Origin of the sequence: Rhodococcus sp. IEGM 1351 (genome assembly GCF_030056875.1) — a bacterium.
GTDB classification, from domain to species: Bacteria; Actinomycetota; Actinomycetes; order Mycobacteriales; family Mycobacteriaceae; genus Rhodococcus_F; species Rhodococcus_F opacus.
The window spans coordinates 85,047-106,803 of record NZ_JASHKU010000018.1 but is presented as its reverse complement, the minus strand read 5'-3'; the positions used below and the strand labels follow the sequence as shown (position 1 = coordinate 106,803).

The following is a 21,757-nucleotide window of genomic DNA, read 5'->3' as shown; positions in this document are numbered from 1 at the left end:
CATCATCGGTTGCGTCCGGACATCATCGGTTGCGTCCGGACATCATCGGCCTCATGGCCCGGCACGGCGACGAGTATGTCGAGGCGGTGTACTTCACCAGCGAGGCGCAGGCCGGCGAACACGAGAAAGTTGGTGATCCCGGACGACCTACGGTCGTTGTCGAGGAGGAGACGCGGCTGGCGGGTGACGTCGCTTATCCCGATCTGTACGAGCCGATGCTGGTGTCCGGCGCACGATAGCCCCCCGACCGGATGGTCAAAACTGTCCCGCCAGCGACCGTCGTGGGCAGACGCCTTGGCGAGACCACCGTCCGCTCCAGGTAGCGGGTCACCATCGTCGCGATCACCCGCCCGGTGAAGATTTCACCTACGCCACCGCGGACACCGTCATCGAACCCGGCGACACCCGCATCGTCTCCGGCCGGGTCTGCGCACCGAACGATTCAGCGAACTGACCTGCCAATCGCGACATTTCCCGCCGTCTTGCTCGCCGGAGATCAACGGAACTGAACGACAGCACCGACACCTGCCGGGGCCGACGGACACCTCGCCGACCGGCTCGACGGAATCCGGCGAATCGGAGTCCGGGTGCGGGCCGTGGGTCCTACACTGGGCGCCACATCAATCGGGGGAGGTCCGATGAACTCTCGTGACGCCGCGCCGACGACGATGTGCGCCGCTTTCCAGTCCACCGCCTCGAAGTATCCCGACCGAGTCGCGCTGCGCACTCCGGACGGCTCCGTGAGCTACACGTGGCGGGAATACGCCGACCGGGTGCGGCGCATCGCGGCGGGACTCGCCGGCCTCGGGGTGCGGCACAGCGACACCGTCGGGCTGATGCTGACCAACCGTCCCGAGTTCCACCTCCTCGACACCGGCGCGCTGCACGCGGGGGCCGTTCCGTTCTCCATCTACAACACGCTCACCGCGGAGCAGATCGCCTTCGTGCTGGGCAACGCCGGGAACAAGGTGATGATCTGCGAGGCGCAGTTCGTTCCGGTACTGCAGAAGGCGATCGCCGGCACCGCAGTCGAGCATGTTGTGTGCGTCGACGCGCACCCCGAGGGCACCATGTCTCTCGACGAGCTCGAGGCCGCCGCCGACCCGTCGTTCGACTTCGACGCCACGTGGGCGGCCGTGCAGCCGTCGGATCTGCTGACGCTGATCTACACCTCCGGCACGACCGGACCGCCCAAGGGCGTCGAGCTCACCCACGCCAACATGCTCGCCGAGCTGGCGGCGACGAGTTCGGTGCTTGCCACCGGACCCGACGACCGCATCGTGTCCTACCTGCCGGACGCGCACGTCGCGAACCGGTGGGGCGCGCACTACCAGAGCATGTATGGCGGCATGCAGATCACCACACTCGACGATCTCAAACAGGCGATCACCGTGTTGCCGACCGTGCGGCCGACCGTGTTCGGCGCGGTCCCGCAGGTCTGGTACAAGCTCAAGGCGGCGATCGACCTGACCCTCGCCGAGGAATCCAGCCCGGTGAAGAGGAAGCTGGCGCTGTGGGCGATCGACGTGGGCCGTCGCCGTGCGCGGCTGCTCTCCGACGGCAAGGACATACCCGCGGTGCTGGCAGTGCAGCATGCGGTAGCGGACCGGTTGGTGCTGGCTGCGGTCCGCAAGAAACTTGGCCTGGATCAAGTTCGGGTCGCCGTCACCGGCGCTGCCGCCATCTCCACCGAGGTGCTGGAGTTCGTTCTGGCGCTGGGCATTCGGTGCTCCGAGGTGTGGGGAATGTCGGAGACCTCCTGTGTGGTGACGATGAACCGGCCCGACGCCATCCGGATCGGCACGGTCGGCCAAGTCCTGCCCGGCACGGGCCTGAAACTGTCGGCCGACGGGGAACTGCTCGTCTCCGGTCCGCTCGTGATGCGCGGCTACCGAAACGATCCCGAACGGACCGCCGAGGCGATCGACGAGGACGGGTGGCTGCACACCGGCGACATCGCCGAGATCGATGCCGACGGATACGTTCGCATCGTCGACCGCAAGAAGGAGCTCATCGTCAACACGGCGGGCAAGAACATGTCGCCGGCGAACATCGAGGGCGCCCTGCGGGCCGCCTGCCCGATGCTCGGCGGCGCTGCCGTGATCGGCAACGACCGGCCGTACAACGTGGCGCTGCTCGCGCTCGACCCCGACGGGCTCGCCGCGTTCGCCGAGCGGCACGGGCTGACCGCGGCGGGTCACGAGGAACTCGCACGGGATCCGGCCGTGCTCGCCGCCGTCCAAGAGGCTGTGCAGGCCGCGAACGCGAAGGTCTCCCGGGTCGAGCAGATCAAGCGGCACGCGGTGCTGCCGAACATTTGGGAACCGTCCGGCGACGAACTGACCCCCACCATGAAACTCAAGCGCCGCCCGATCGACGCCAAGTACGCGGCCACCATCGAGGAGCTGTATTCGGGTCGCTGACCTCGACGCCGCGGTCCGGATCGGCCGCCCGTGCCAGCCGGGTCGCGCCGGTGGGATCGGCGCGGCGTGCGGGCTGGCCGTGGACCGCCTCCCTGAGGCGGCGACCCTGGCATGGTCAATTCCCTGACCCGGTCACGGGCGTGCCTCATGGCCCTGTCGGAGCGCCAGCGAGCGAGGAATGTGACCGACTTCGCTTCCCCAGCAGGTGCTGGATTCAGCGTGTCCAAGAACCGGGGTCAAGGCCCGCTTTGCCCGGGAAGGGGGACGTACCGGCCCGCTGGCCCCAACCGAGCGCGCACCGGCTGTCGATCAGCGCCTTGCGCGGGCGCAGTGGTCGGTACAGGTGGCCGGTGCCATCGGCGGCGTCGTGCTGCTGCCCGGTGTGCATGCGGCCACCACCCGCCACAACATGACGCAATGGGACACCGAGTGGAACGAAATCGACAAACCCCGGGGCCGGCAGGTGAGCTGAGCGGCGTGGTGACCGGTCCCCGGAAAGCGGCACTGGCGACGACAGTCCGGCATCGTGGTGCTCGGTAAGTACACCCGGACACAGCAATCCCCGTTCATTGCAACAGCAAATTTCCATCAGGGCTGAAGAGCCGACGTTCAAGAGGGTAGGGTCCGCAACATGCAGGACAAGCCAGTGAAGGTCCAGGCACGAGAAGTCCGCCAAGGCGATCTAGTGGTGGGGAGCCGTACCTCTCCCATCAAGCATGGTGCCGTGATCAAGGACACCTGGCGCGACGGAAACAACCGGGTCGTGGCGGCCGTTGATGCCGGTATGCGTACCTGGACGCCACGCCAAGAGGTCTACATTTTTCGACCTCAGTGACCTGAGGTACCGCCCGTACCCAGGGCCTTGTCACGGCTTCACCGAAATAGCCGACTGATAGTCGTTTGCACCGCTACCCCAAGACCTCGGAGCGGGAGGTGGCACGTGTCAGCACGCCGAGCGAGTGCACGCCCAGTTCGGTCATCTGCGCCGCGCTGCGGCCGCACCCCGAAGAGCATGATCTCGTTGGTGCAGCCGTTGCCGCGGCGAGACCGGCCACATCATCGAATCCGGATTGTTCGGGATGACCCAGACGCTCGCCCGTGAAGCGGCGGCCGAGCTCGCCCGGTTGGGCAAGCGCACCGGTGACGGCATCGGCACCACCGTCAGCGCGGTGACGCCGGGCCTGATCACCACCCGTGATGACCGCGGCGATCCCCGAGAAGGTGTCCTCGCCGGATCACCGCACAGATCCCGGCCGGCCGGGCGGGACGACCCGAGGAGGTCGCACGGGTCGTACACTTCCGGGCGGCCGACGCCTCCTCCGACATCACCGGACAGGTGTGGAGCGTCAACGGCGGCATGGACATGTGATCGTGACCCAACCCGGTAGATCCACCCTGGTCCAGCCTCGGTGAGGCGAGGAAAATAGGGACGATGGTCGACATCTATGAGGTACCCGCAGGAGAGCCACGCCTGACGTCATTCCTCCAGGCGCAACACACCACCCAGATCGCCCGGCGCGGCGAGTTGGTCGACGCACGCGACCGCCCGGCCCTGATCGCATCGACCGACGACGAGACGGTCGGGGTGCTGATCTACGACATCGACGGCACGAACTGCGAAATCGTGAACATGCGCGCATCCGGCCAATGGGGCGGCGTCGGCACGGCACTCATCGAACGCATCGCCGAAGTCGCCCGTGCACAAGGCTGTTCGCGACTGTGGTTGGTCACGACGAACGACAACCTCGACTCGATGCAGTTCTACCAGCGGCGCGGCTTCCGCCTGTCGGCCGTACGGTGCGGCGCAGTGGACCAGGCGAGACGGACCCTGAAGCCGGACATCCCCGACGTGGGCTACTACAAGATCCCGCTTCGGGATGAAATCGAGTTCGAGCGCGACCTCGAGCCCGCGTAGACGAGCCCGCCCCCACTCAGCCCGGCCGAGGAGGCGAAGCGGGCTGAGCGCCCATCTCGCTCTTCGGAAGTGGCGTGATTCCTGTTCGACGAGTGCCGCCGCTTTCTGCAGCGCCGAGGTGATAGTCCCGTACTAGTGTTGCAACGGTTGAGTAAGCGGGGCACGGTGCTGTCGTCGAGGGTGGGCAACGCCTACGTGTACCAGTTCAATCGTGAACACCTGGCGTTCCCTCATGTCATGGGTCTCGCCGATCTGTCCGGGGAGTTCCTGCGCAGGCATCAGGCGCGGCTGTCCGGCTGGGCGGTTCCCACGGTGTACGCCGCCGTGTTCGGTTCGGCTGCGCGCGGAACGATGACGATCGACATCCTCCTGGTCCGGCCGGACGACGCCGTGGGCGAGGTGTGGGATGAACAGGTGGCGGAGCTGATGGCCGAGGTGACCAGATGGACCGGCAACGATGCGCGGGATCTGCAGTTCACCGAAAGTGAGATCGCCGGCCGCGCCGCGGACGCGCCGGTCCTGCGGGATGTGATGACAGAGGCGCTGACGGTGGCCGGGTCACGGGCCGGCTTCACCCGGTTGCTGCGTCGGGCGAATCGGCAGTGGGGAGGACACGGCCGTGTGACCAGGCGGTCCGCCGGGTGGGCCGTGCGGGAGTCGTGTCCGTCGAGCGGGCCCTCCGCGAGTTGACCCGCTGATTTGCGGCTGACAGGGGGCAAGGCGGTCGGCACAAGGCGATGCAACAGGACGTCCGTGGCCGAAGCTACGCCCCGGTTGCCGTGCGGAGCTGGTGTGAGCCGTCAACGATGCACCCGTGCCCGCTCGGGGACCGAGCCCCCGGCCGTCATCCGGAGAACGGGTGACATCACCGACCCCCTCACACCGGCCACGGATGCGTGACCTTCCCGGACGGTGTCGGCGGGCTTACGGTGGACAATCACCACTCCAACACGAATCGGATGCGGGCACAGGAGATGTCGGTGCCGGGCGCCCGTTACAGTCGGTCGAAATCGGATTGGGAACACCAGATCTCGCTCGAAACCCGTGCCGACCGGACCCCGGATCCGTCCACCGGCGCCGCCTCCCGGCCGGAGGTGGCGGTCTCCCTCACCGATCACGCGCCCCGCGGATAAACCGGCGGAGCGACACGGCCGAGGCGTCTCGCCGAGGCAGGATTTTTCGGGGTCTGCGCCGGCACTGGAGGTCAGCTGGCGCGGCGGCGGGGTGGCAGCGCGGCGATCAGGCCGTCCCACTCGGGAAAAGCGATCGGTTCGGCGGTGCGGCGACGGGTGGGGGTGCCGGTGGCGCGGTCGACCAGGCCCAGGGCGGCGCGGTGCACGGTGAGGTGGTGCCGGCGGGACACGTCGAGGAGTTCGTCGAAGGCCTGCGCGTCGCTGTAGCCGCGGCCGGCGATCAGGATGCCCTTCGCCATCGACAGCACCTCCCGGCCGTCCAGGTGCCGCGGCATCTCGCGCTTCGGCGGCGGACCGACCGGGGACAGGTGCCTGGTGCTGCTGCGGGTTTCGGTCATCGTCCGCTCCTCCTCATCCGGGGGTACCGGACATATCCCCCACACGGCAGATGTGATGCTGCTCACGTTCGGGTCCCGGGTAGTTGTAGCCGACCGACGGGCGCCCTGTCACCTAGACAGGTGTCCAGCCTTCACCCAAGAGGGCGTTACGCCTGGTGACACCGGGTGCCAGAAAGCGGGACGGACGCCCCTCCGGGTGGCGGAGACCGAGCGGTTTGCTGTACAAAGGAGTCCATCGAGACCGATTTGTGACTCACATCACCACTGATGTGACGACGTGATCCCGCTACATCGTTTATCTTCCGCTCCCTCCCGGACCGGCCCTCGCGGGTCCGGGATCGGGGCACCGAAAGGCGACTGCACCTGAAGTTGTTGCCGATGTCGCCGACCGACTCGTTGTTCCTGCTGGGCGAGTCCCGCGAGCACCCGATGCACGTCGGCGGGCTGGCGTTGTTCACCCCACCCGAGGGCGCCGACGCGGGCGACGTGCGGGCGATGTTCGAGGACGCGGTCGCCGACGAGCAGGTGGCGCCGCTCTTCCGCCGCCGCGCCCGGCGGTCGGTGACCACCCTGGGCCAGTGGGGCTGGGACACCGCCGACCAGGTGGATGTGGGCCATCACGTGCGCCGCGACGCCCTCCCCCGGCCCGGGGGTCCCCGCGAACTGCTGACCCTGGTCTCCCGGCTGCACGCCACCCTGCTGGACCGCTCGCGCCCGTTGTGGGAGGTGCACCTGATCGAGGGCCTGGCCGACGGCCGGTACGCCGTCTACACCAAGATCCATCACGCCCTCGCCGACGGCGCCTCCGCGATGGCACTGCTGCGGCGCAGCATGAGCGAGGACGCCGACCGGAGCGGAATGCCCGCACCCTGGCAACTCACCCGCGCCGACGGCGCCCGCGCCCGATTGGCCGCCCCGTCCGGCACCGCCGCACCGGCTACCGCGTTGCTGAATCCGCTGACATTGCCCGGCCAGGCACTACGGGCAGCCCGCGGGATGGCCGGGGAGCTCGCCGGCCTGGTCCCGGCGATCGCCGGGACGGTGGACAAGGCCCGCCACTCCCGAGGTGGACCGTTGTCGTGGACCGCGCCCCACACGGTGCTGAACGTGCCGATCGGCGGTGCCCGGCACTTCGCCGCCCGATCCTGGCCACTCGAACGCATCCGGCTGCTCGCCAAACTCGCCGACGCCACCATCAACGACATCGTCCTGGCCCTGTCCGCGGGCGCCCTGCGCCGGTTCCTGCACGAGCTGGGGGCGTTGCCCACCGATCCGCTGATCGCGATGGTCCCGGTCAACCTGCGCGGCGACGCGGACCCGGGCACGGAACCGGGTCGGAATCCTGATATGCAACCTGGCCACCCACCTGCCCGACCCCGCGCACCGGCTCGAGACCATCCGCACCTGCATGCGCGAGGGCAAGGCCGCGTTGCGGTCGATGACTCAAGCTCAGGTGCTGGCGCTCAGTGCCCTCGGCGCGGCCCCGCTCGGGTTGGAGCTGCTGACCGGGCGGCGCGGCCCGCAGCGGCCACCGTTCAACCTGGTCATCTCCAACGTCGCCGGCCCCAGGACCCCGTTGTACTGGAACGGGGCCCGGCTCGACGCCCTGTACCCGCTGTCCATCCCGGTGACCGGGCAGGGATTGAACATCACCGCCGCCAGCACCGACGACCAGCTCGTCTTCGGGCTGACCGGCTGCCGGGCCGCGGTCGGGGACCTGAACCCGATGCTCGACCATCTGCACACCGAACTCGACGCCCTCGAGCAGGTGGTCGGCCTCTAACCCGCCCCCGGCCGACGTCGATCCACCCGACAGAAGGGTCCGCGAGAAAGGACACCGCGCATGCACCCCACCATCACACCGGACACCTGTATCCGGGCGTGCCCACCACGCCGATCTTCGAATGGCACAGCTGAAGACGTTGCCGCCGACGGACAGCGGCGACGTCGCGGGACTCGATCTGCACGTCGCCCGACGTGCCTTCGCGTGCAGTCGGCGTTTAGACAGGAGAATACCTGTGGAAGGCGACGGAAAATATCGGTCGTACCGACGGGCATTTGGTCTCTTCGTCGTCACCACCTTCAGTGGTGGCGTTGTCATCGGACTCGCGCGCAGTGAGTCGCCGTTTGTCGTTTCGGCGATGATCTCCCTGGTTGTACTGGTCAGCGCGCAGCTCGTCGTGGCATCGAGCCGCAACGATCGAGGGGACCACTAATCTCGGTGTGAACACCCGCGAGATCTGCCCACAGACAAGGAAACCAAGTTTGCCCCTATTCCGACACGCCTTCGTCGCCTACTTTCATCACCAACCAGCGATCCCGTCGGTGAACGAATTGAAGTGACCACCCGAATGCCCACCTGAGTAGAGCGCCCACGCACAGACACGCCGACTCGTTCCGCCGGAGCATCCGAGTTCAATTGAAAGAGATCCAATTCGGTTTGAAAGGCGACGCTTTGGCGACTGATCCAGCGGTAACAATAGGGATAATCGTCTCGCTCGATCACGGCCACGCACTCAACACCAGAGGTGACATCGACCGAGCCACTCTCGCCGAATTCGCAGTCCGCCGTTTCAGGCGCTTGGAGCGGCGAGCGTTCTCCGGCCCACCCGACCGGAGGCGTGGGATTCTTCACCGAGATGTTCAGCCAGCCGTCCAATGCCTCAAGACGCCATTTCTCCGCCTCCTGTCGACTGGAAGACGTCGCCCCGACTCGGTGAGGCCTCAGCGGCGAAAGCCTCGGCGCAGCATCGTATTCGCAACTGCGTTCTGCACCCCTCACCGTCGCCGCGGTCGTTATCGTCTGACGTGGAATACTCGAGGTGAAGGGCGATGAGGGCTATGTCCGAGCGAACCGACGAAATTTTTCCACGGTGAAGGTGTCCGCCGCATTGGACGCGGTCACCGCAGCACTGGACGGACTCCGCGAGTCGACCACCGCCGGCGACCCACTCGAAACATACTCAGACGCCTCGCACACACCACGGTCTACGCCCTCGACGACGCCGACGCCGTCAGCGTCACCCGGGTCGAGCTCACCACCTCGGCAACGATCGCCACCACCGACCCCGCGGTGGTGCCCATCGACGAGCAACAATACGCGGCCAACCGGGGGTCGTGCCTCGAGGCCGCCCGAACCCGCCGACCGGTCCGCGCGGTCGTCCCGGGTAGCGCCATGTCCGGAGAGCGCGAGGAACGACACCCTCAAAGCCCGCTACCTCGCTGACTGCCCAGTAATGGACTCGATGAAAAACTCACCGGCTCGGCCGGTCATTTCCAGCAGCCATGTCGACGTCATGCAAGCTTTCGCGCGCAGAGCTCTTTCAGCGCTTCCGATGTCGGCGCATCGAGCCTCGTCGCTCGCGGCTTATCGAGCAGTGCAAGGACTCTGCGATAGAAGACTGAGATGGGTATTCCGAACAGGTGAAAGATCTCGTCGTCGCCACCACCGAACGGCGCCCATGAACGGGCGAAGTTCAACATCGCCCGCTCATGCGGATCGAGAGGGTCCGGTACGGATTTTCGGCGGGGCATTTCATTCCTTGATAGCGTTGAAGCCCTTGGACTCGACCAGGTGGACGTAATGCTGGCCACGGTCGAGCCGAACGACAGGCGGGGAATTGACGTCTACGCGGGGGCGACGGCGATGCGTTCGGGCAGCACCCAAAGCGACGAATTGATCGACAGAGGCGGGGTCGTCGATGGCGTCGATGCTCAGCACCGTGTCCCGGTCGGCGCCCTGGAGGATCCGCTTGAGCGGGACCTCGATCTTCTTGCCGGTGCGGGTGTGCGGCAGGGAGCGGACCGCGATGATCTCGTCGGGAACGTGCCGCGGAGAAGCGTGGGCCCGGATGTTCGCGTTGATGTTCTCGCGTAGTGCGGTGTCGAGTTCGACCCCAGGTGCCAGGACGACGAACAGCGGCAACCAGTAGCCGCCCTCCTGCTCGTCGATGCCGACGATCAGGGAGTCTTCAATCTGGGGCAGTTGCTCGACGGCCTGGTAGATCTCGGCGCTGCCGAGGCGGACCCCGTGCCGGTTGAGGGTCGAATCCGAGCGTCCGTGCATGACGACGCTGCCCTCGCCGGTGACGGTGACCCAGTCACCGTGACGCCATACGCCGGGGAAGGTGGAGAAGTACGCTTCCCGGTAACGATCACCGGTGGGGTCGTTCCAGAAGAACACCGGCATCGACGGGACGGGTTTGGTGAGAACGAGTTCCCCGACGCCGCCGATGATTTCGTTGCCGGTGCTGTCCCAGGATTGCAGGGCGACGCCGAGGCTGCGGGCGCTGAGTTCACCGGGCCAGACCGGGGTGGTCGGGGTACTGCATGCGAAGGCGGTGACCGCGTCGGTGCCGCCGGTTGTCGACGAGAGTTGGACTCGGGTGCCGACGTTGTCGTGGACCCAGTGGTAGCAGCTGGCCGGCAGGGTGGATCCGGTGGAGCCGACGGTCCGCAGAGCCGTGAGGTCGAACTGGGTACCCGGGCTGATCTCTGCCCGGGCGCACGCCTGCAGGTGGCCCGGGCTGGTGCCGAGGAAGGTCACCTTCTGCTCGTCCGCGAGCCGCCACAGAGTGGTGGTGTCCGGGTAGGTGGGGCTGCCGTCGTAGATGACGGCGGTGGCGCCGGTCAGCAGCGAGGAGACGACGACGTTCCACATCATCCAGTTCGTGCTCGTGTACCAGAGCAGTTTGTCGTCCTCCCGCAGATCCATGTGCAGGCCGACGAGGGAGAGCAGCGCGAGGATGATGCCGCCGTGACCGTGCACGATGCCCTTGGGCAGGCCGGTGGTGCCGGAGGAGAACAACACCCACAGCGGCTGCTCGAACGGAACCTTGTCGAACTGCAGCGGCGCCTCGGCGGCGACGGCGTCGTTCCAGAACAGAACCGCCGGGTCGTCGGTGTCGGAGAAGGCCCCGTCCGTGTGGTGGTCGACGACGATGTTGTGGGTCAGGGTGGGCAGTCCGGCGCGGACCTTGTTCACTTCGGAGCGCCGGTCGAAGCTGCGGCCGTTGTAGGAGTAGCCGTCGGCGGCGATGAGCACCGTGGGTTCGAGTTGTCCGAATCGGTCGATGACCGCGCCGGCGGCGAAGTCCTGGGCGCACTGGGACCAGATCGCACCGATGGACGCGGCGGCGAGCAGGCCGATGACGGCGTGCCGGCCGGGCGGCAGGTAGCCCACGACCCGGTCACCGCGCCCCACACCGACACTGCGCAGGGTGGCCGCGAGTGCGCCGACGCGGCGGCGCAACTGGTCCCAGCTGACCCTCTCCGTCCGTCCGTCCTCCCGGATGCAGACCAGCGCGTCCTGGTCGCTGCGGTCGTTGCTCAGCGCGTGTTCGGCGTAGTTGACTGTGGCGCCGGGAAACCACTGTGCGCCCGGCATCGTCTCGGCGGCCAGCACCGAGTCGTATGCGGTGGCGGAGTCGATGTCGAAGAACGTCCAGACCGCCTCCCAGAACTGGTCGATGTGCTCGGTGGACCACTGCCACAATCCGGGGTAGTCGAGGGAATCACTGACGTCGGCACTCGGGTATCGGTCGCGGACGAAGTCGGTGAAGCCGGCAAGGGTGGACAGGTGGACGGTCTCCGGGTCTGGTTCCCAGATAGGCTCGGGGCGAACGGATTCCGGTGTGATGTGGGCCATGTGGGCGGGTCGCCTTTCGGTCGAGCAGGTCGGGCCGGGGCAGGCCTCGGTCACCGTCCCGGGGTGACCCGGGGCCGGATGGTGGGGCCTGCGATGTTCAACAGGTGACATCGATCAGGCGCTGACGTTCGGGTACTGTTCACTTTCCTCCGGGATCTCAGCCTGAGGTGTAAGACCCAGACGAGCGTCCGGCCCCCGTGGCCGCACACCGACATGGCGTTCGGCTCGGTTCGCGCGGCAACCGCGTTGGCTGGCCCGACGTGAGTGTCACTGATTCAGGTCGAGGTGGACGACGGGTAAGGATTCCAGTCCTCGAATGACGTTGTTGTAGTGCCGTTTCGGATCACCGATATGGATGCGACGCACTCGCGTGGCCAGAGCCCGCAAGATCGCGTGTGCTTCGATCTTGGCGAGCGCTTGTCCCGCGCAGGTGTGTGTGCCGTAGCCGAAGGTCAGGTGGTCGACGGGATTGCGGTGGATGTCGAAACTATCGGGGTTCGGGTAGTGCCGTTCGTCACGATTTCCAGATCCGTACAGCAGGACGACGCGGGCTCCGGCGGGCAGGTGGACGTCGTCGATGGTGACCTCGCGGGTGAGCTTGCGGGCGAAGGCTTGCACCGGTGAGTCATAGCGCAGGATTTCGTTGAAGGCGCTGGGCGTCAGGTCGGGATTGCCGCGGAGAGTGTCCCATTGGTCCGGGTGGGTCGCGAAGAGCTGTACCGCATTGGCGATGGCGTTGATCGTGGTGTCCATGCCGGCGGTGGTGTACGCGGCGAGCAGGGGAACGCACGAATCCTGAGCGATCACTCCGGCTTCGGCCGCATCGAAGATCGCGCGTCCCATGCTGCCAGGTTTGAGGCCTTCGGCACGCAGAGTGCCGAGCCAGGCGAACATCTCCTCGATGACCGTCAGGCCGTGCTGGGTACGCTCGTTCATCGGACCGAAGACCGTGAAGGTGCCGTCCGCCCAGCGGAGCATGTCACCGCGCGCATGCTCGGGGAGTCCGATGAGATCGAAGACCACGGACAGCGGCAGTGCCGCCGCGAGGTCGGTGACGGCGTCGAACTGGCCACGGTGGACCAGGTCATCCACGAGTGTGTCGGCGCCCGCTTCGATACCCGCTTTGACCTTCTGCAAGGCCCGGGGCGCGAGTTGCGCGGAGAGCACCGAACGGAGCTTGTCGTGCTCGGGCGGGTCGGTTCCGAGGACGGTGCCGACGAGAAACCCGTTGACCACGTCGTTGAGTCCCACCGCCGCCTCCGAGGAGAACGTCTCCCAATCGTGCAGGGCAGCGCGGATGTGTTCGTACCGCGGCAAGGCCCACGCGTCGATCCTGTTCAGATGCACGGCGGCACCCATGTCGCGCAGGGTGGCGTAGGCCGGGTACGGATCGGTGAGAATGTCGTCGGAAAACAGGTCGATATCTGTGTGCGGGGTGGAAGCGATGGTCATTGGTCTCTCCTGGATTGATGGTCAGGCCGCGCGGGCGAGGGCTCGCAACTTGCCGATGGGGATTCGCATGTTCACCGTGGCGGCGGTGGTGGCGCAGTGCCCGTCCCGCCACTGCAGCAGGAGCTCCGAGGCTTCGGGGGTGCCGTCGAGAATGTCCGGGCTGCCGGTGACCGGCAGCCTGCCGCAGATCTTGATCGTCAGGCCGAATTGTTCGGTCCAGAAATAGTGCGTGGGCGTCAACGGTGGTGCCTGCTCGCCGTGGAGCAGGGCTGCGGCTGCGGTGCGTGCTTGTTCGAGGGCGCTGTTCCAGATCGGACTGCGACGGTGTTGCCCCTCGATGGGGAACGCGGCGACATCGCCTGCGGCGACGATGTTCTCGCGGACCCGGCCCCGGTTATCGACGTGCAGGCCACCGGTGGTGGGCAGGGCCGTACCGGCGAGCCACTCGACGTTTGGTGTGCAACCTACCGCGCTGAGGATAATGTCGCCGTCGTAGCGGCGACCATCACCGAGCTCGACGATCGGTGAGTGAGAGCCGCGGAGCCGAACCGACGGGTGGCGGACGAACCGAACCCCGCGCCGACGGGCGGCCGCGGTGACGATGTCCGAGAGGTAGTTGCCCAGCTGCCCCAGCAGAGGGGGCTGTCGGTCGATCACCGTGACCTCGGCGCCGCGGTCGACACATGCGGAAGCGAGCTCCATTCCTAGAATGCCGCCGCCGACGATGACGATGACGCATCGTGCCTGCAGCGTGCGGGCGAGGTCCATCGCGTCGTCGAGGTCGCGGAAGGTTGTTTCCCGGGAACCGGGCTTGGCGGCACCGAGATCGGCGAGCCGGCGGGCGCGGGCGCCTGTCGTGATCGCGAGGCCGTCGAACGGAAGGTGTTCGCCGGTGTCAAGCACGAGCCTGCGCGTCTCGAGATCGGCAGTAAGCACGCGGGTGTTCAGCCTCTGGTCGATGTCGCTGCTCAGCGGTGCCAGCAGGATGTCGCCGGGTGTTTCGGTACCCGCCAGAATGCCTTTCGACAAGGCGGGGCGGTTGTATGCGGGAGTCGACTCGGCCCCGAGCAGGGTGATTCGCCCGTCATAGCCGTTGCTGCGCAAGGTATCGGCGACGAGGGTTCCAGTCAGTGACGCACCGACGATCGCGATGTGGCGTAGCCGCGCTGCGCTAGATGATTGATTCCTTGAACGGATCAGTGGTCGTAGGCGATAAATGATCGCTTGGCGGTGGCGCCGATGTTCCAGTTGTGCCAGATGCCGGCGGCCATCGCCAGCACACGCTGGGCGACGCGGGCGAACACCCCGTGCGTGGTACGGCCACCGTGTTCCTCCAGGCCAAGCTGCCCTTTCAGCGTGTGGTTGACCGATTCGATCCACTGCCGCACCCCGCCGAGATTGCCGTTCTTGTAGGTTTCGTCCTTGCGGTCCGGGCGTAGCAGCCGCAGACCCATCGCGGCGGTGGTGGCGGCGAACTGTGCGCCGGAGAAGCCTTTGTCGGCGAGCAGGATCTGCCCCGACCGAATCAGGTGATGATCGCGTTCGAGCAGCGCGGTCACCACCTCGCGTTCACCGAGTTTCGGATTCGCCAGGCACCACATGATCGGCATCCCGTCGCCGGCGCAGACCAGGTACAGCTTCAGCCCCCAGTAGAAGCGCGAATGGGAGGCGCAGTAGCCGTATCCCGCGTGCCCGGCCAGGTCCGACCGCTTCACCGTTTCCCGAGACATCCCGCACGGCACCGGGGTGGCGTCGGTGATCCACAGGTCGTCGAACCAGGATGGTGAGATCCGTGCCAGCGTCTGAATTGCCTTGCACAGCAGCCCTCGTGCCGCCCTGACACGTTTGTTGTAGTCCGACTGTCCGGGAATGTAGGGGAACAGAGCACGCAACTCGACGCTGTGGTGGGCGTGCCGGATCCACCGGCGTTCACAATCGAACCCGAGCAGCATCTGTGCGACGGTCAGGGTGAGCAGTTCGGCGTCGCTGAGCACGGGCCGCCGGCCCCGACCGGAGCGGGGTTCGACGACATGATCGTCGATGAGCACATACAGTTCGGTCAGGAGGGTTTCCAGTTCTTTGGTCACGCTTTGATCTTGGAAACCCTCCGCCTACCAGCCCCGCAGCGACACACCTTCAAGGAATCAATCATCTAGGCGTCATCGACGATCCTCAGAGCGGCGACCGGGCACACGCGTGCGGCGGAGGAGGCATCGCGGGCCTGCTCCGGTCGGGGTTGTGCTACATCGAGGACGAGTTCGCCTTCATCGTCGAGATGCATCAGCTGCGGGGCCGTTTCGGTACAGATCCCGTAGCCTTCACAGCGTTGCCGATCTACGCTGATATTCATCGTTACCCTTTCAGTTCGGTTGCGCGAGACGCTCTCCCGAGCGGGGAGCGTGCAGCCGCTTACCGGGTCCTTGCTCTTGGCAAGGCGTGCTGGTCGTCAATCGCGGGACGTTCAAGACGGTGTGAATGCGGTGTCGATGACCCTGCAAGCTGCCGCGGAAGCGTCGATGCGGTGTCCGGAAATCCGGGTTCCTGGCACCCACAAAGCGACAGTGGATCAGCGGTCACGTCGGGTGCCTCGGGTCATGGAGCTTCCTACTTCGTTGTGTGATGGCTACCACGCTAATCGCGCCGACCCTCACACTGATAGCGATGGTTATCGATGCCGATCATCACCGAAATCGATAACAGCTGGCTCGATGCGTTCAGTCGCTGAGCGCCGCGGCGGCCCGCGCCAGGCGTTCGCGGAGCCACTGGTGGGCCGGGTCGGTGTCGGCTCGGGGTGACCAGTACATCGCCTCGGTCATCGTGTCGATCGCGAACGGGGGATCGAGCAGCCGGATCCCGGCCTGTTCGGCGAAGTACCGGCCGAGTCGCTCGTGCATTAGTGCCATTAGCCGGGAACCGCGCAACATGAACGGCTGGATGACGAAACTCTGGGTGCCGATGTCGATCGGACGGTCGATGGCCAGGTGGCGGAGCCGCACTTCGCTGACCGTACGTAGCGACGTCCCGGCGAACGACACATACGGCAGAGTGCGGAACTGCTCCTCGGTGATCGAATCCCCGACCTCGGGATGGTTGCGGTCGACCGCGCACACCAGCCGATCGGTGAACAGCCGCTCCGAGTTCGCCTGCAGCCCGTCAGGGACCAACTCATCGGGATAGATCAGCAAGTCCAGCTGCGAGCGGCTGATCTGCTCGACGAAATCGGCCGCGATCGGACGCACCGTGAAGCGTAGGTTCGGCGCCTCGACCTCGAGCTCGGCCAACAGCGGGCCGAGCAGGATCAGCAGAACATAGTCGCTGGCCATCAGGGTGAAGGTGCGGTGATCGGTGCGAGGGTCGAAACTGCGGCTGGACCGGACCGTGGACTCGACCAGGTCCAGTGCCTCGCGGATGGGCTCGATGAGCTCAAGCGCGCGGGTGGTCGGCACCAAGGATCCACCCTCGCGGATCAGCAGCGGGTCGTCGAAGAACCGCCGCAACCGTGACAGTGACGCGCTCATCGCGGGCTGCCCGACGGACACCCGCGCAGCAGCCTTGGTGACACTGCGCTCGGCCATCAACGCGTCGAACGCCAGCAGGAGGTTGAGGTCTACCCGGTACAGCGGCTCTCGATCCACGACATCACCATCCAGCCAGCTCACAAGGGTTGACCCACCCTAGCCCAGGACATCCGACCCGCCGCGATCCGTCCCGCCGGCGCAAGCTCGGTGAACCAGGCCCGGGGTGGGTTCACTCGACCGCCGACCACATCATTTTCAGTGATGGAAACCATCGACCACAATCGCTAACCGGTATGTGATCGGGGACACTAGCGTAGGAATCGCCGCCCCACAGCGCTGCCGACCCACTACAGCGAGCGAGCCGCCGTCGTCGCATCCCAATCCTGTGCGCCGCGGACAGCCAAGGCACCGGGCCCAAGCGTCCCTTAGCTTCCACACTCCTAGATAGCGAGGACATGATGACCGCCATCGCACGATCTCCGCTGACCCGAGTGCGTTATGTCGCACTGGCAGTTCCGAATTACACCGAAGCAGTCGAGTTCTACAAGAACTACTGGGGTTTGGACGTCGTTGCCCAGGACTCGCACGTCACGTACTTCGGCACCCCGGCCCACCCCGAGCAGTACATCGTCCGGATCCGTCGATCCACCGACAAGCGACTCGACCTGATCTCGTTCGCCGCCGAGACGGCGACCGAGGTGGACGCGCTCGCCCAACGACTCGGATCGGCCGGCATCTCACTGGTCACCGAACCACACCAGCTGGACAGCCCTGGCGGGGGTTACGGGTTCCGTTTCTTCGATCCCGACGGCCGACTACTCGAAGTCTCGGCGAATGTCGCCCACAAGGCCTACCGCGCTCTCGAACCCCGCGAGTCCATACCGCAGAAACTCAGTCACGTCGTCATCAACTCGACCGATGTGCTCCGGACCAAACAGTTCTACGAGGACCACTTGGGCTTTATGTTGTCCGACTGGCTCGAAGACGAAATGTGCTTCCTGCGCGTGCGCACCGACCACCACATCATCGCGATCGGGCACGGACCACATACCTCCCTCAATCACATCTCGTTCGAAATGCGCGGAATCGACGAGTTCATGCGCGGGACCGGACGGCTCATGCGGGCCGGGAAGGCGGCGATCTGGGGGCCCGGCCGCCACGGGGCGGGCGACAACACCTTCTCCTACTTCCTCGACCCGACCGGCAACGTCGTCGAATACACCACCGAACTCCAACGAATCGACATCGACGAACCCTGGCAGCCGCGGCGCTTCGACATGACACCGGAAGGCGCCGACCAGTGGGGCACGAGCAATCTCATCACCGAACAGATGATCCCGGCGATGTTCAACGACCCGGACAAGGGGCTGTGGGTTCCCGCACCGATCTGACCCCTCGACAGTCCACGCCGGTTCGGCGCCGGTCCGCCGGTGACATACAGAACCCGCAGCAAGCCAACCGATCGTGGTCCGCCGGGCCACGGCGAAGAACTAATCAAGATGAACCGAATCAGAGAAGGTGAACGATCGTGGTGAAAGCACTCGTCGTCGGCGGCGGTATCGCTGGCATTGCAACCGGGCTGGCACTGAGCCGAGGTGGTATCGAAGTCGATCTCGTCGAGCGTGACGAGGCGATTCGCGCGATCGGCAGTGGCATCACGCTGATCGCCCCGGCAATGCGCGCCCTCCAGCGCCTCGAGGTGCTCGACGAGTGCATCGAGAACGGCTACGGAACGAAGGAGATGCAGATCTGCGACGTCAACGGCACGGTGCTCGATGTGATGGCTCTGCCGTCCGCATTGGGGTCCGATCTGCCGGGAATGATGGGAATGATGCGGCCGATGCTGCACCAGATTCTGCTCGATCACGCCGCCTCCGAAGGACTGACAGTCCGAACGGGTTTGGGACCGACCGCGATCGAGACCAATTCCGAACACGCCACCGTGACGTTCAGCGACGGCAGCATCGCCGACTACGATCTCGTTGTCGGCGCAGACGGTATTCGGTCGACCGTGCGTGACATCGTCTCCGCTCCGCAGACCCCGGTATTCCAAGAGCAGATCTGTTATCGCGCCGTCGTTCCGCGGCCGGCCTCGGTGACCTGCGAAGTTGCGTTTGTGGGATGCGAGACCGCGCATATCGGGTTCTCGCCGACCGGCAAAGACTCGATGTATATCTACTGCTGCGTCCCGACCTCCGAGCTGTACCGGCCTCCGGCCGAGGAACTTCCCGAGATCGTCCGCGGATACCTCGCCCCCTTCGGTGGCGTCGTCGCCGAACTACGCGACGGCATCACCGACCCAGCACAGGTCAACTGCGCCCCGCTTGAGACGATCCTCGCTCCCGAACCCTGGTACCACGGCCGGGTCGTTCTCCTCGGGGACGCTGCGCACAGCACGACACCGCACCTCGCCGCAGGCGCCGCTATGTGCCTTGAGGACGCCGTCGTCCTCGCCGAGGAATTTGGAACAGCCGCCACGGTTCCCGACGCCCTACGCGCCTACTCCAAGCGCCGCTTCGAGCGGTGCAAGTACGTCGTCGAAACAAGTACCCAACTCAGCTTTTGGCAGACACACCCGGACGTACCCGGCGCTGACCAGGAAGGTCTGCGCGGCGAAGCCTTCGGCATCCTGGCCGGCGCGTACTGACCCGTCGGTCTCATCCTCGAATCACCACAACTCTGAAAGCAGCGCAGTGTCTATCACCGAAAGCCGAGTCGCCAGCGACGCCGATGTCCTTCACGACTACATCGCTCGATGCTCCAACTGGGGTCGGTGGGGCGATGACGACGAACGCGGTGCCATCAACTTCATCGGACCCGACCAGATTCGCAACGCTGCAGCCCTGGTCCGGCGCGGCACCTCGCTGTCGCTGACCCTCCCCTACGACGCGCGCGGCCCGCAATCCGGGGCCTTCCGCAGCAACCCGCAGGTTCTGACGACCGCAACCGGGCTCGACTACCTCGCCGGCGAACAAGACCCTCTTCCCGCCGGGTGGGGTGCCGCGAAGGGTTTCGGCTACGCCGACGATCTCCTCGTGATGCACACTCAGGCCGGAACCCAATGGGACGCACTCTCGCACATCTTCTGGGAAGGAAAGATGTGGAACGGCCGATCGGCCGGCGAGGTCACCTCGCAGGGTTCGAAGGCGAACGGAATCGAGAACTACACCGCTCGGATAGTCACCAGGGGCATTCTCGTCGATCTCCCGGTTCTGCGGGGCGTGGACTCCCTCGAACCGGGCTACGCGATTTCCGTGAACGACATCGAAGAGTGCCTGGCGGCACACAGCCTCGAGATCCGCACCGGTGACGCGCTGATCGTGCGGACCGGATTCATGGCGGCTCGCCGGGGAAACTGGGGCGACTACGCGGGAGGATCCGCCCCCGGCTTGTCGCTGCACACCGCGTCGTGGTTGCACGAAAAAGAGATCGCCGCCGTAGCGACCGATACGTGGGGCGTCGAGGTGCGCCCGAACGAGATCGACTATTTTCAGCCGCTGCACATCGTGGCGTTGGTTCACACGGGAGTCGCGTTCGGCGAGATGTTCGACCTGGACGCCCTCGCGGCGGACTGCGCCAACGACGGCGTCTACGAATTCATGTTCGTCGCCTCGCCCCTGCCCCTGACCGGCGGCACCGGTTCCCCGGTCAGTGCAGTGGCGCTGAAGTAACACCGACGACTACGACCTTCAAAGAATCGAGACCTCATGTTCGAACCCTTCCCCGACCGATACGTGTGGAACCTCTCGGTGAATCTCGCCATGGAGACCGGAGGCGTGATCGGTGAGATCGATCGGGCGTGCCGCCCTCTTCTCGACCGCGCCGAACAGAGCGAGGACGAAGCGACGGAGGCGTTCTTTCGGTCTTGGTGCTCACTGGCCGACCAACTGGTGGAGTTGGCCGGCGAGGACGAGAAGCTGGGCCGCCGCCACAGCGCCGGCGAGAAGCACCGCCGCGCCGCGGTGTACTACCAGACCGCCGAACGTATGCAGAACCACTCGTTCGCACCCCGCAAGGAGGCATACGCGAGGACACTGGCGAGCTTCGCGAAATTCCTGGAGCTGACGGACCAGCCCGCCGAACGGGTGGAAGTTCCCTTTGGTGACGGCAGCTTCCCCGGCATTCTGATGCGCGCCGACACCACCGGTCCCGTCCCCTGTGTGATCTTTTTCAACGGTCTCGACAGCACCAAGGAACAGTTCTACGGCACACGAACACCGGAGGAGCTGCGCCGGCGCGGGATTTCCACCCTCATGGTGGATGCGCCGGGCTCCGGGGAAGCGTTGCGCCTTCGTGGGATGACCGCCATCCCCGAGACCGAGCGGTGGGCCGCCGCCTGCATCGACCTGCTCGAACAGCGCGAGGACATCGACAGCGACATGATCGGGATGCTCGCCTGGTCGCTGGGCGGGTACTACGGCCCGCGCGCGACCGCGTTCGAACCGCGAATCCGATTCAGCGTGGCATGGGGCGCGAACTACGACTGGGGTCAGGTCCAGGTTCGCCGCCTCGAAAACCAGGGCGACCGGCCCGTTCCCCACTACTGGGAACACGTGCGCTGGGTATGGGGCGCACAAGACATGGACGAATTCCTCGTCATTGCGAGGCGAGTGAGCCTGCGTGGGATCATGGACCGGGTCGCCGTACCGTTCCTCGTCGTGCACGGCGAGAACGATCGTCAGATCCCACTCGAATACGCCCACAGTCTCTACGACGACCTCACCAACAGCCCGAAGCGTGAGCTGAAAGTCTTCACCGAACGCGAGGGCGGCGTCGAGCACTGCAGCGTCGACAACATGTCCGTCGTCCGGGACTACATCTGTGACTGGATCGAAGAAGCCATCGACGAACTCCGCACCGGCTAACTCGCCGCGCTGGGTGGCGCCGCAGCACAGCAAGTCAGCTCCGCACAGTGAACGCCCTTGCACAGCCGGGAGGCGATCGCCGGTCTCAATTGTGGACACCGAATTCCGACACCACCGCCGAGTCGAGAATCCCCCGAGTCTCCACTGTCGTCCACGACCGTTCTCCATCGCGAACATGGCCTCGCGGGGACTCGATCACCATGACCGCAGCCAACAGCATCGTGGTGCACGGCCGTTCCGATTCGACACCCAATCGACGTGGGATTCGTCCGGGCAAGTGAAGGTGGGGAAATGACGAGGAAAGCACCTGGAGATGCTGGTTCTCAGTCCGAACATCGGGATGGCCCTCCATTGAATATCAAGCCTGGACCATGCAGTGGCCGTCTGGATGTTGATAACGAGATCC

19 protein-coding genes and 2 pseudogenes are annotated in these 21,757 nt (G+C 65.9%); 13 read left to right on the top strand and 8 right to left on the bottom strand.

All coding sequences use genetic code 11. The annotated features are described in order from the left end of the window. The first annotated feature begins 53 nt into the window (after nt 1-53). The 7 genes and pseudogenes from QM806_RS27920 to QM806_RS27890 all read left to right on the top strand — a co-directional run bounded on the left by QM806_RS27920 (nt 54) and on the right by QM806_RS27890 (nt 5,028). Complete coding sequence (locus tag QM806_RS27920; RefSeq protein ID WP_283293513.1) at nt 54-239, top strand: hypothetical protein; 186 nt, start codon at nt 54-56, stop codon at nt 237-239. A gap of 12 nt (nt 240-251) precedes the next feature. Continuing rightward, nucleotides 252-456: pseudogene (locus tag QM806_RS27915) on the top strand (TrkA C-terminal domain-containing protein); the annotation flags it as partial. A 182-nt stretch (nt 457-638) separates the two neighbouring features. Further along, nucleotides 639-2,423 carry an AMP-dependent synthetase/ligase gene (locus tag QM806_RS27910; RefSeq protein ID WP_283293511.1) on the top strand — a complete coding sequence of 595 codons (1,785 nt, stop codon included), beginning with the start codon at nt 639-641 and terminating at the stop codon, nt 2,421-2,423. Nucleotides 2,424-2,766: 343 nt separating this feature from the next. After that, nucleotides 2,767-2,895, top strand: a complete 129-nt coding sequence (locus tag QM806_RS27905) for a hypothetical protein (protein WP_283293509.1) — start codon at nt 2,767-2,769, stop codon at nt 2,893-2,895. A 762-nt stretch (nt 2,896-3,657) separates the two neighbouring features. Then, nucleotides 3,658-3,792 (top strand): SDR family oxidoreductase, encoded by a 135-nt coding sequence (locus QM806_RS27900; protein ID WP_349307613.1) that lies wholly within the window; start codon nt 3,658-3,660, stop codon nt 3,790-3,792. Nucleotides 3,793-3,948: 156 nt separating this feature from the next. Further along, entirely contained in the window at nt 3,949-4,338 is a 390-nt protein-coding gene (locus tag QM806_RS27895; protein ID WP_283293507.1) for a GNAT family N-acetyltransferase, read from the top strand. Nucleotides 4,339-4,485: 147 nt separating this feature from the next. Further along, entirely contained in the window at nt 4,486-5,028 is a 543-nt protein-coding gene (locus tag QM806_RS27890) for a nucleotidyltransferase domain-containing protein (protein WP_283293506.1), read from the top strand. Between the two features lie 514 nt (nt 5,029-5,542). Here the strand turns inward: QM806_RS27890 and QM806_RS27885 are convergent. Beyond that, nucleotides 5,543-5,869 (bottom strand): ANTAR domain-containing protein, encoded by a 327-nt coding sequence (locus QM806_RS27885; RefSeq protein ID WP_502943899.1) that lies wholly within the window; start codon nt 5,867-5,869, stop codon nt 5,543-5,545. A gap of 378 nt (nt 5,870-6,247) precedes the next feature. On the opposite strand from QM806_RS27885, the pseudogene QM806_RS27880 reads away from it, so the two are divergent. Beyond that, nucleotides 6,248-7,652, top strand: a pseudogene (locus tag QM806_RS27880) (WS/DGAT/MGAT family O-acyltransferase). A gap of 121 nt (nt 7,653-7,773) precedes the next feature. Continuing rightward, a complete protein-coding gene (locus tag QM806_RS27875; RefSeq protein WP_283293504.1) occupies nt 7,774-8,085 on the top strand; it encodes a hypothetical protein in 312 nt (103 codons plus the stop codon). Nucleotides 8,086-9,163: 1,078 nt separating this feature from the next. Here QM806_RS27875 and QM806_RS27870 read toward each other — a convergent pair. From QM806_RS27870 to QM806_RS27840, 7 genes are all read right to left on the bottom strand, one after another. Next, a complete protein-coding gene (locus QM806_RS27870) occupies nt 9,164-9,403 on the bottom strand; it encodes a DUF3263 domain-containing protein (RefSeq protein ID WP_283293502.1) in 240 nt (79 codons plus the stop codon). Between the two features lies 1 nt (nt 9,404). Beyond that, the gene (locus QM806_RS27865; protein WP_283293501.1) at nt 9,405-11,516 is read right to left on the bottom strand and encodes an acetoacetate--CoA ligase; all 2,112 of its coding nucleotides are present in this window, start codon (nt 11,514-11,516) and stop codon (nt 9,405-9,407) included. A 267-nt stretch (nt 11,517-11,783) separates the two neighbouring features. Continuing rightward, nucleotides 11,784-12,968 carry a cytochrome P450 gene (locus QM806_RS27860; protein ID WP_283293499.1) on the bottom strand — a complete coding sequence of 395 codons (1,185 nt, stop codon included), beginning with the start codon at nt 12,966-12,968 and terminating at the stop codon, nt 11,784-11,786. 21 nt (nt 12,969-12,989) lie between these two features. After that, nucleotides 12,990-14,114, bottom strand: coding sequence for an NAD(P)/FAD-dependent oxidoreductase (locus QM806_RS27855; protein ID WP_283293603.1), 1,125 nt, complete (start codon nt 14,112-14,114; stop codon nt 12,990-12,992). Nucleotides 14,115-14,164: 50 nt separating this feature from the next. Continuing rightward, complete coding sequence (locus QM806_RS27850; RefSeq protein WP_283293498.1) at nt 14,165-15,055, bottom strand: IS982 family transposase; 891 nt, start codon at nt 15,053-15,055, stop codon at nt 14,165-14,167. Between the two features lie 65 nt (nt 15,056-15,120). Further along, nucleotides 15,121-15,318 carry a ferredoxin gene (locus tag QM806_RS27845; RefSeq protein ID WP_283293496.1) on the bottom strand — a complete coding sequence of 66 codons (198 nt, stop codon included), beginning with the start codon at nt 15,316-15,318 and terminating at the stop codon, nt 15,121-15,123. 364 nt (nt 15,319-15,682) lie between these two features. After that, nucleotides 15,683-16,603 carry a LysR family transcriptional regulator gene (locus QM806_RS27840; RefSeq protein ID WP_283293495.1) on the bottom strand — a complete coding sequence of 307 codons (921 nt, stop codon included), beginning with the start codon at nt 16,601-16,603 and terminating at the stop codon, nt 15,683-15,685. A gap of 341 nt (nt 16,604-16,944) precedes the next feature. Here QM806_RS27840 and QM806_RS27835 point away from each other — a divergent pair, with 341 nt between their 5' ends. From QM806_RS27835 to QM806_RS27820, 4 genes are all read left to right on the top strand, one after another. Next, on the top strand, nt 16,945-17,877 hold the full coding sequence (locus QM806_RS27835) for a VOC family protein (protein WP_283293493.1): 933 nt from the start codon (nt 16,945-16,947) through the stop codon (nt 17,875-17,877). A gap of 137 nt (nt 17,878-18,014) precedes the next feature. After that, the gene (locus QM806_RS27830; RefSeq protein ID WP_283293491.1) at nt 18,015-19,133 is read left to right on the top strand and encodes an FAD-dependent monooxygenase; all 1,119 of its coding nucleotides are present in this window, start codon (nt 18,015-18,017) and stop codon (nt 19,131-19,133) included. Nucleotides 19,134-19,185: 52 nt separating this feature from the next. After that, nucleotides 19,186-20,157: a cyclase family protein gene (locus tag QM806_RS27825; protein ID WP_283293601.1), complete on the top strand. Its 972-nt coding sequence runs from the start codon at nt 19,186-19,188 to the stop codon at nt 20,155-20,157. A 36-nt stretch (nt 20,158-20,193) separates the two neighbouring features. Further along, nucleotides 20,194-21,351, top strand: a complete 1,158-nt coding sequence (locus tag QM806_RS27820) for an alpha/beta hydrolase family protein (RefSeq protein WP_283293489.1) — start codon at nt 20,194-20,196, stop codon at nt 21,349-21,351. Nucleotides 21,352-21,757 lie beyond the last annotated feature (406 nt).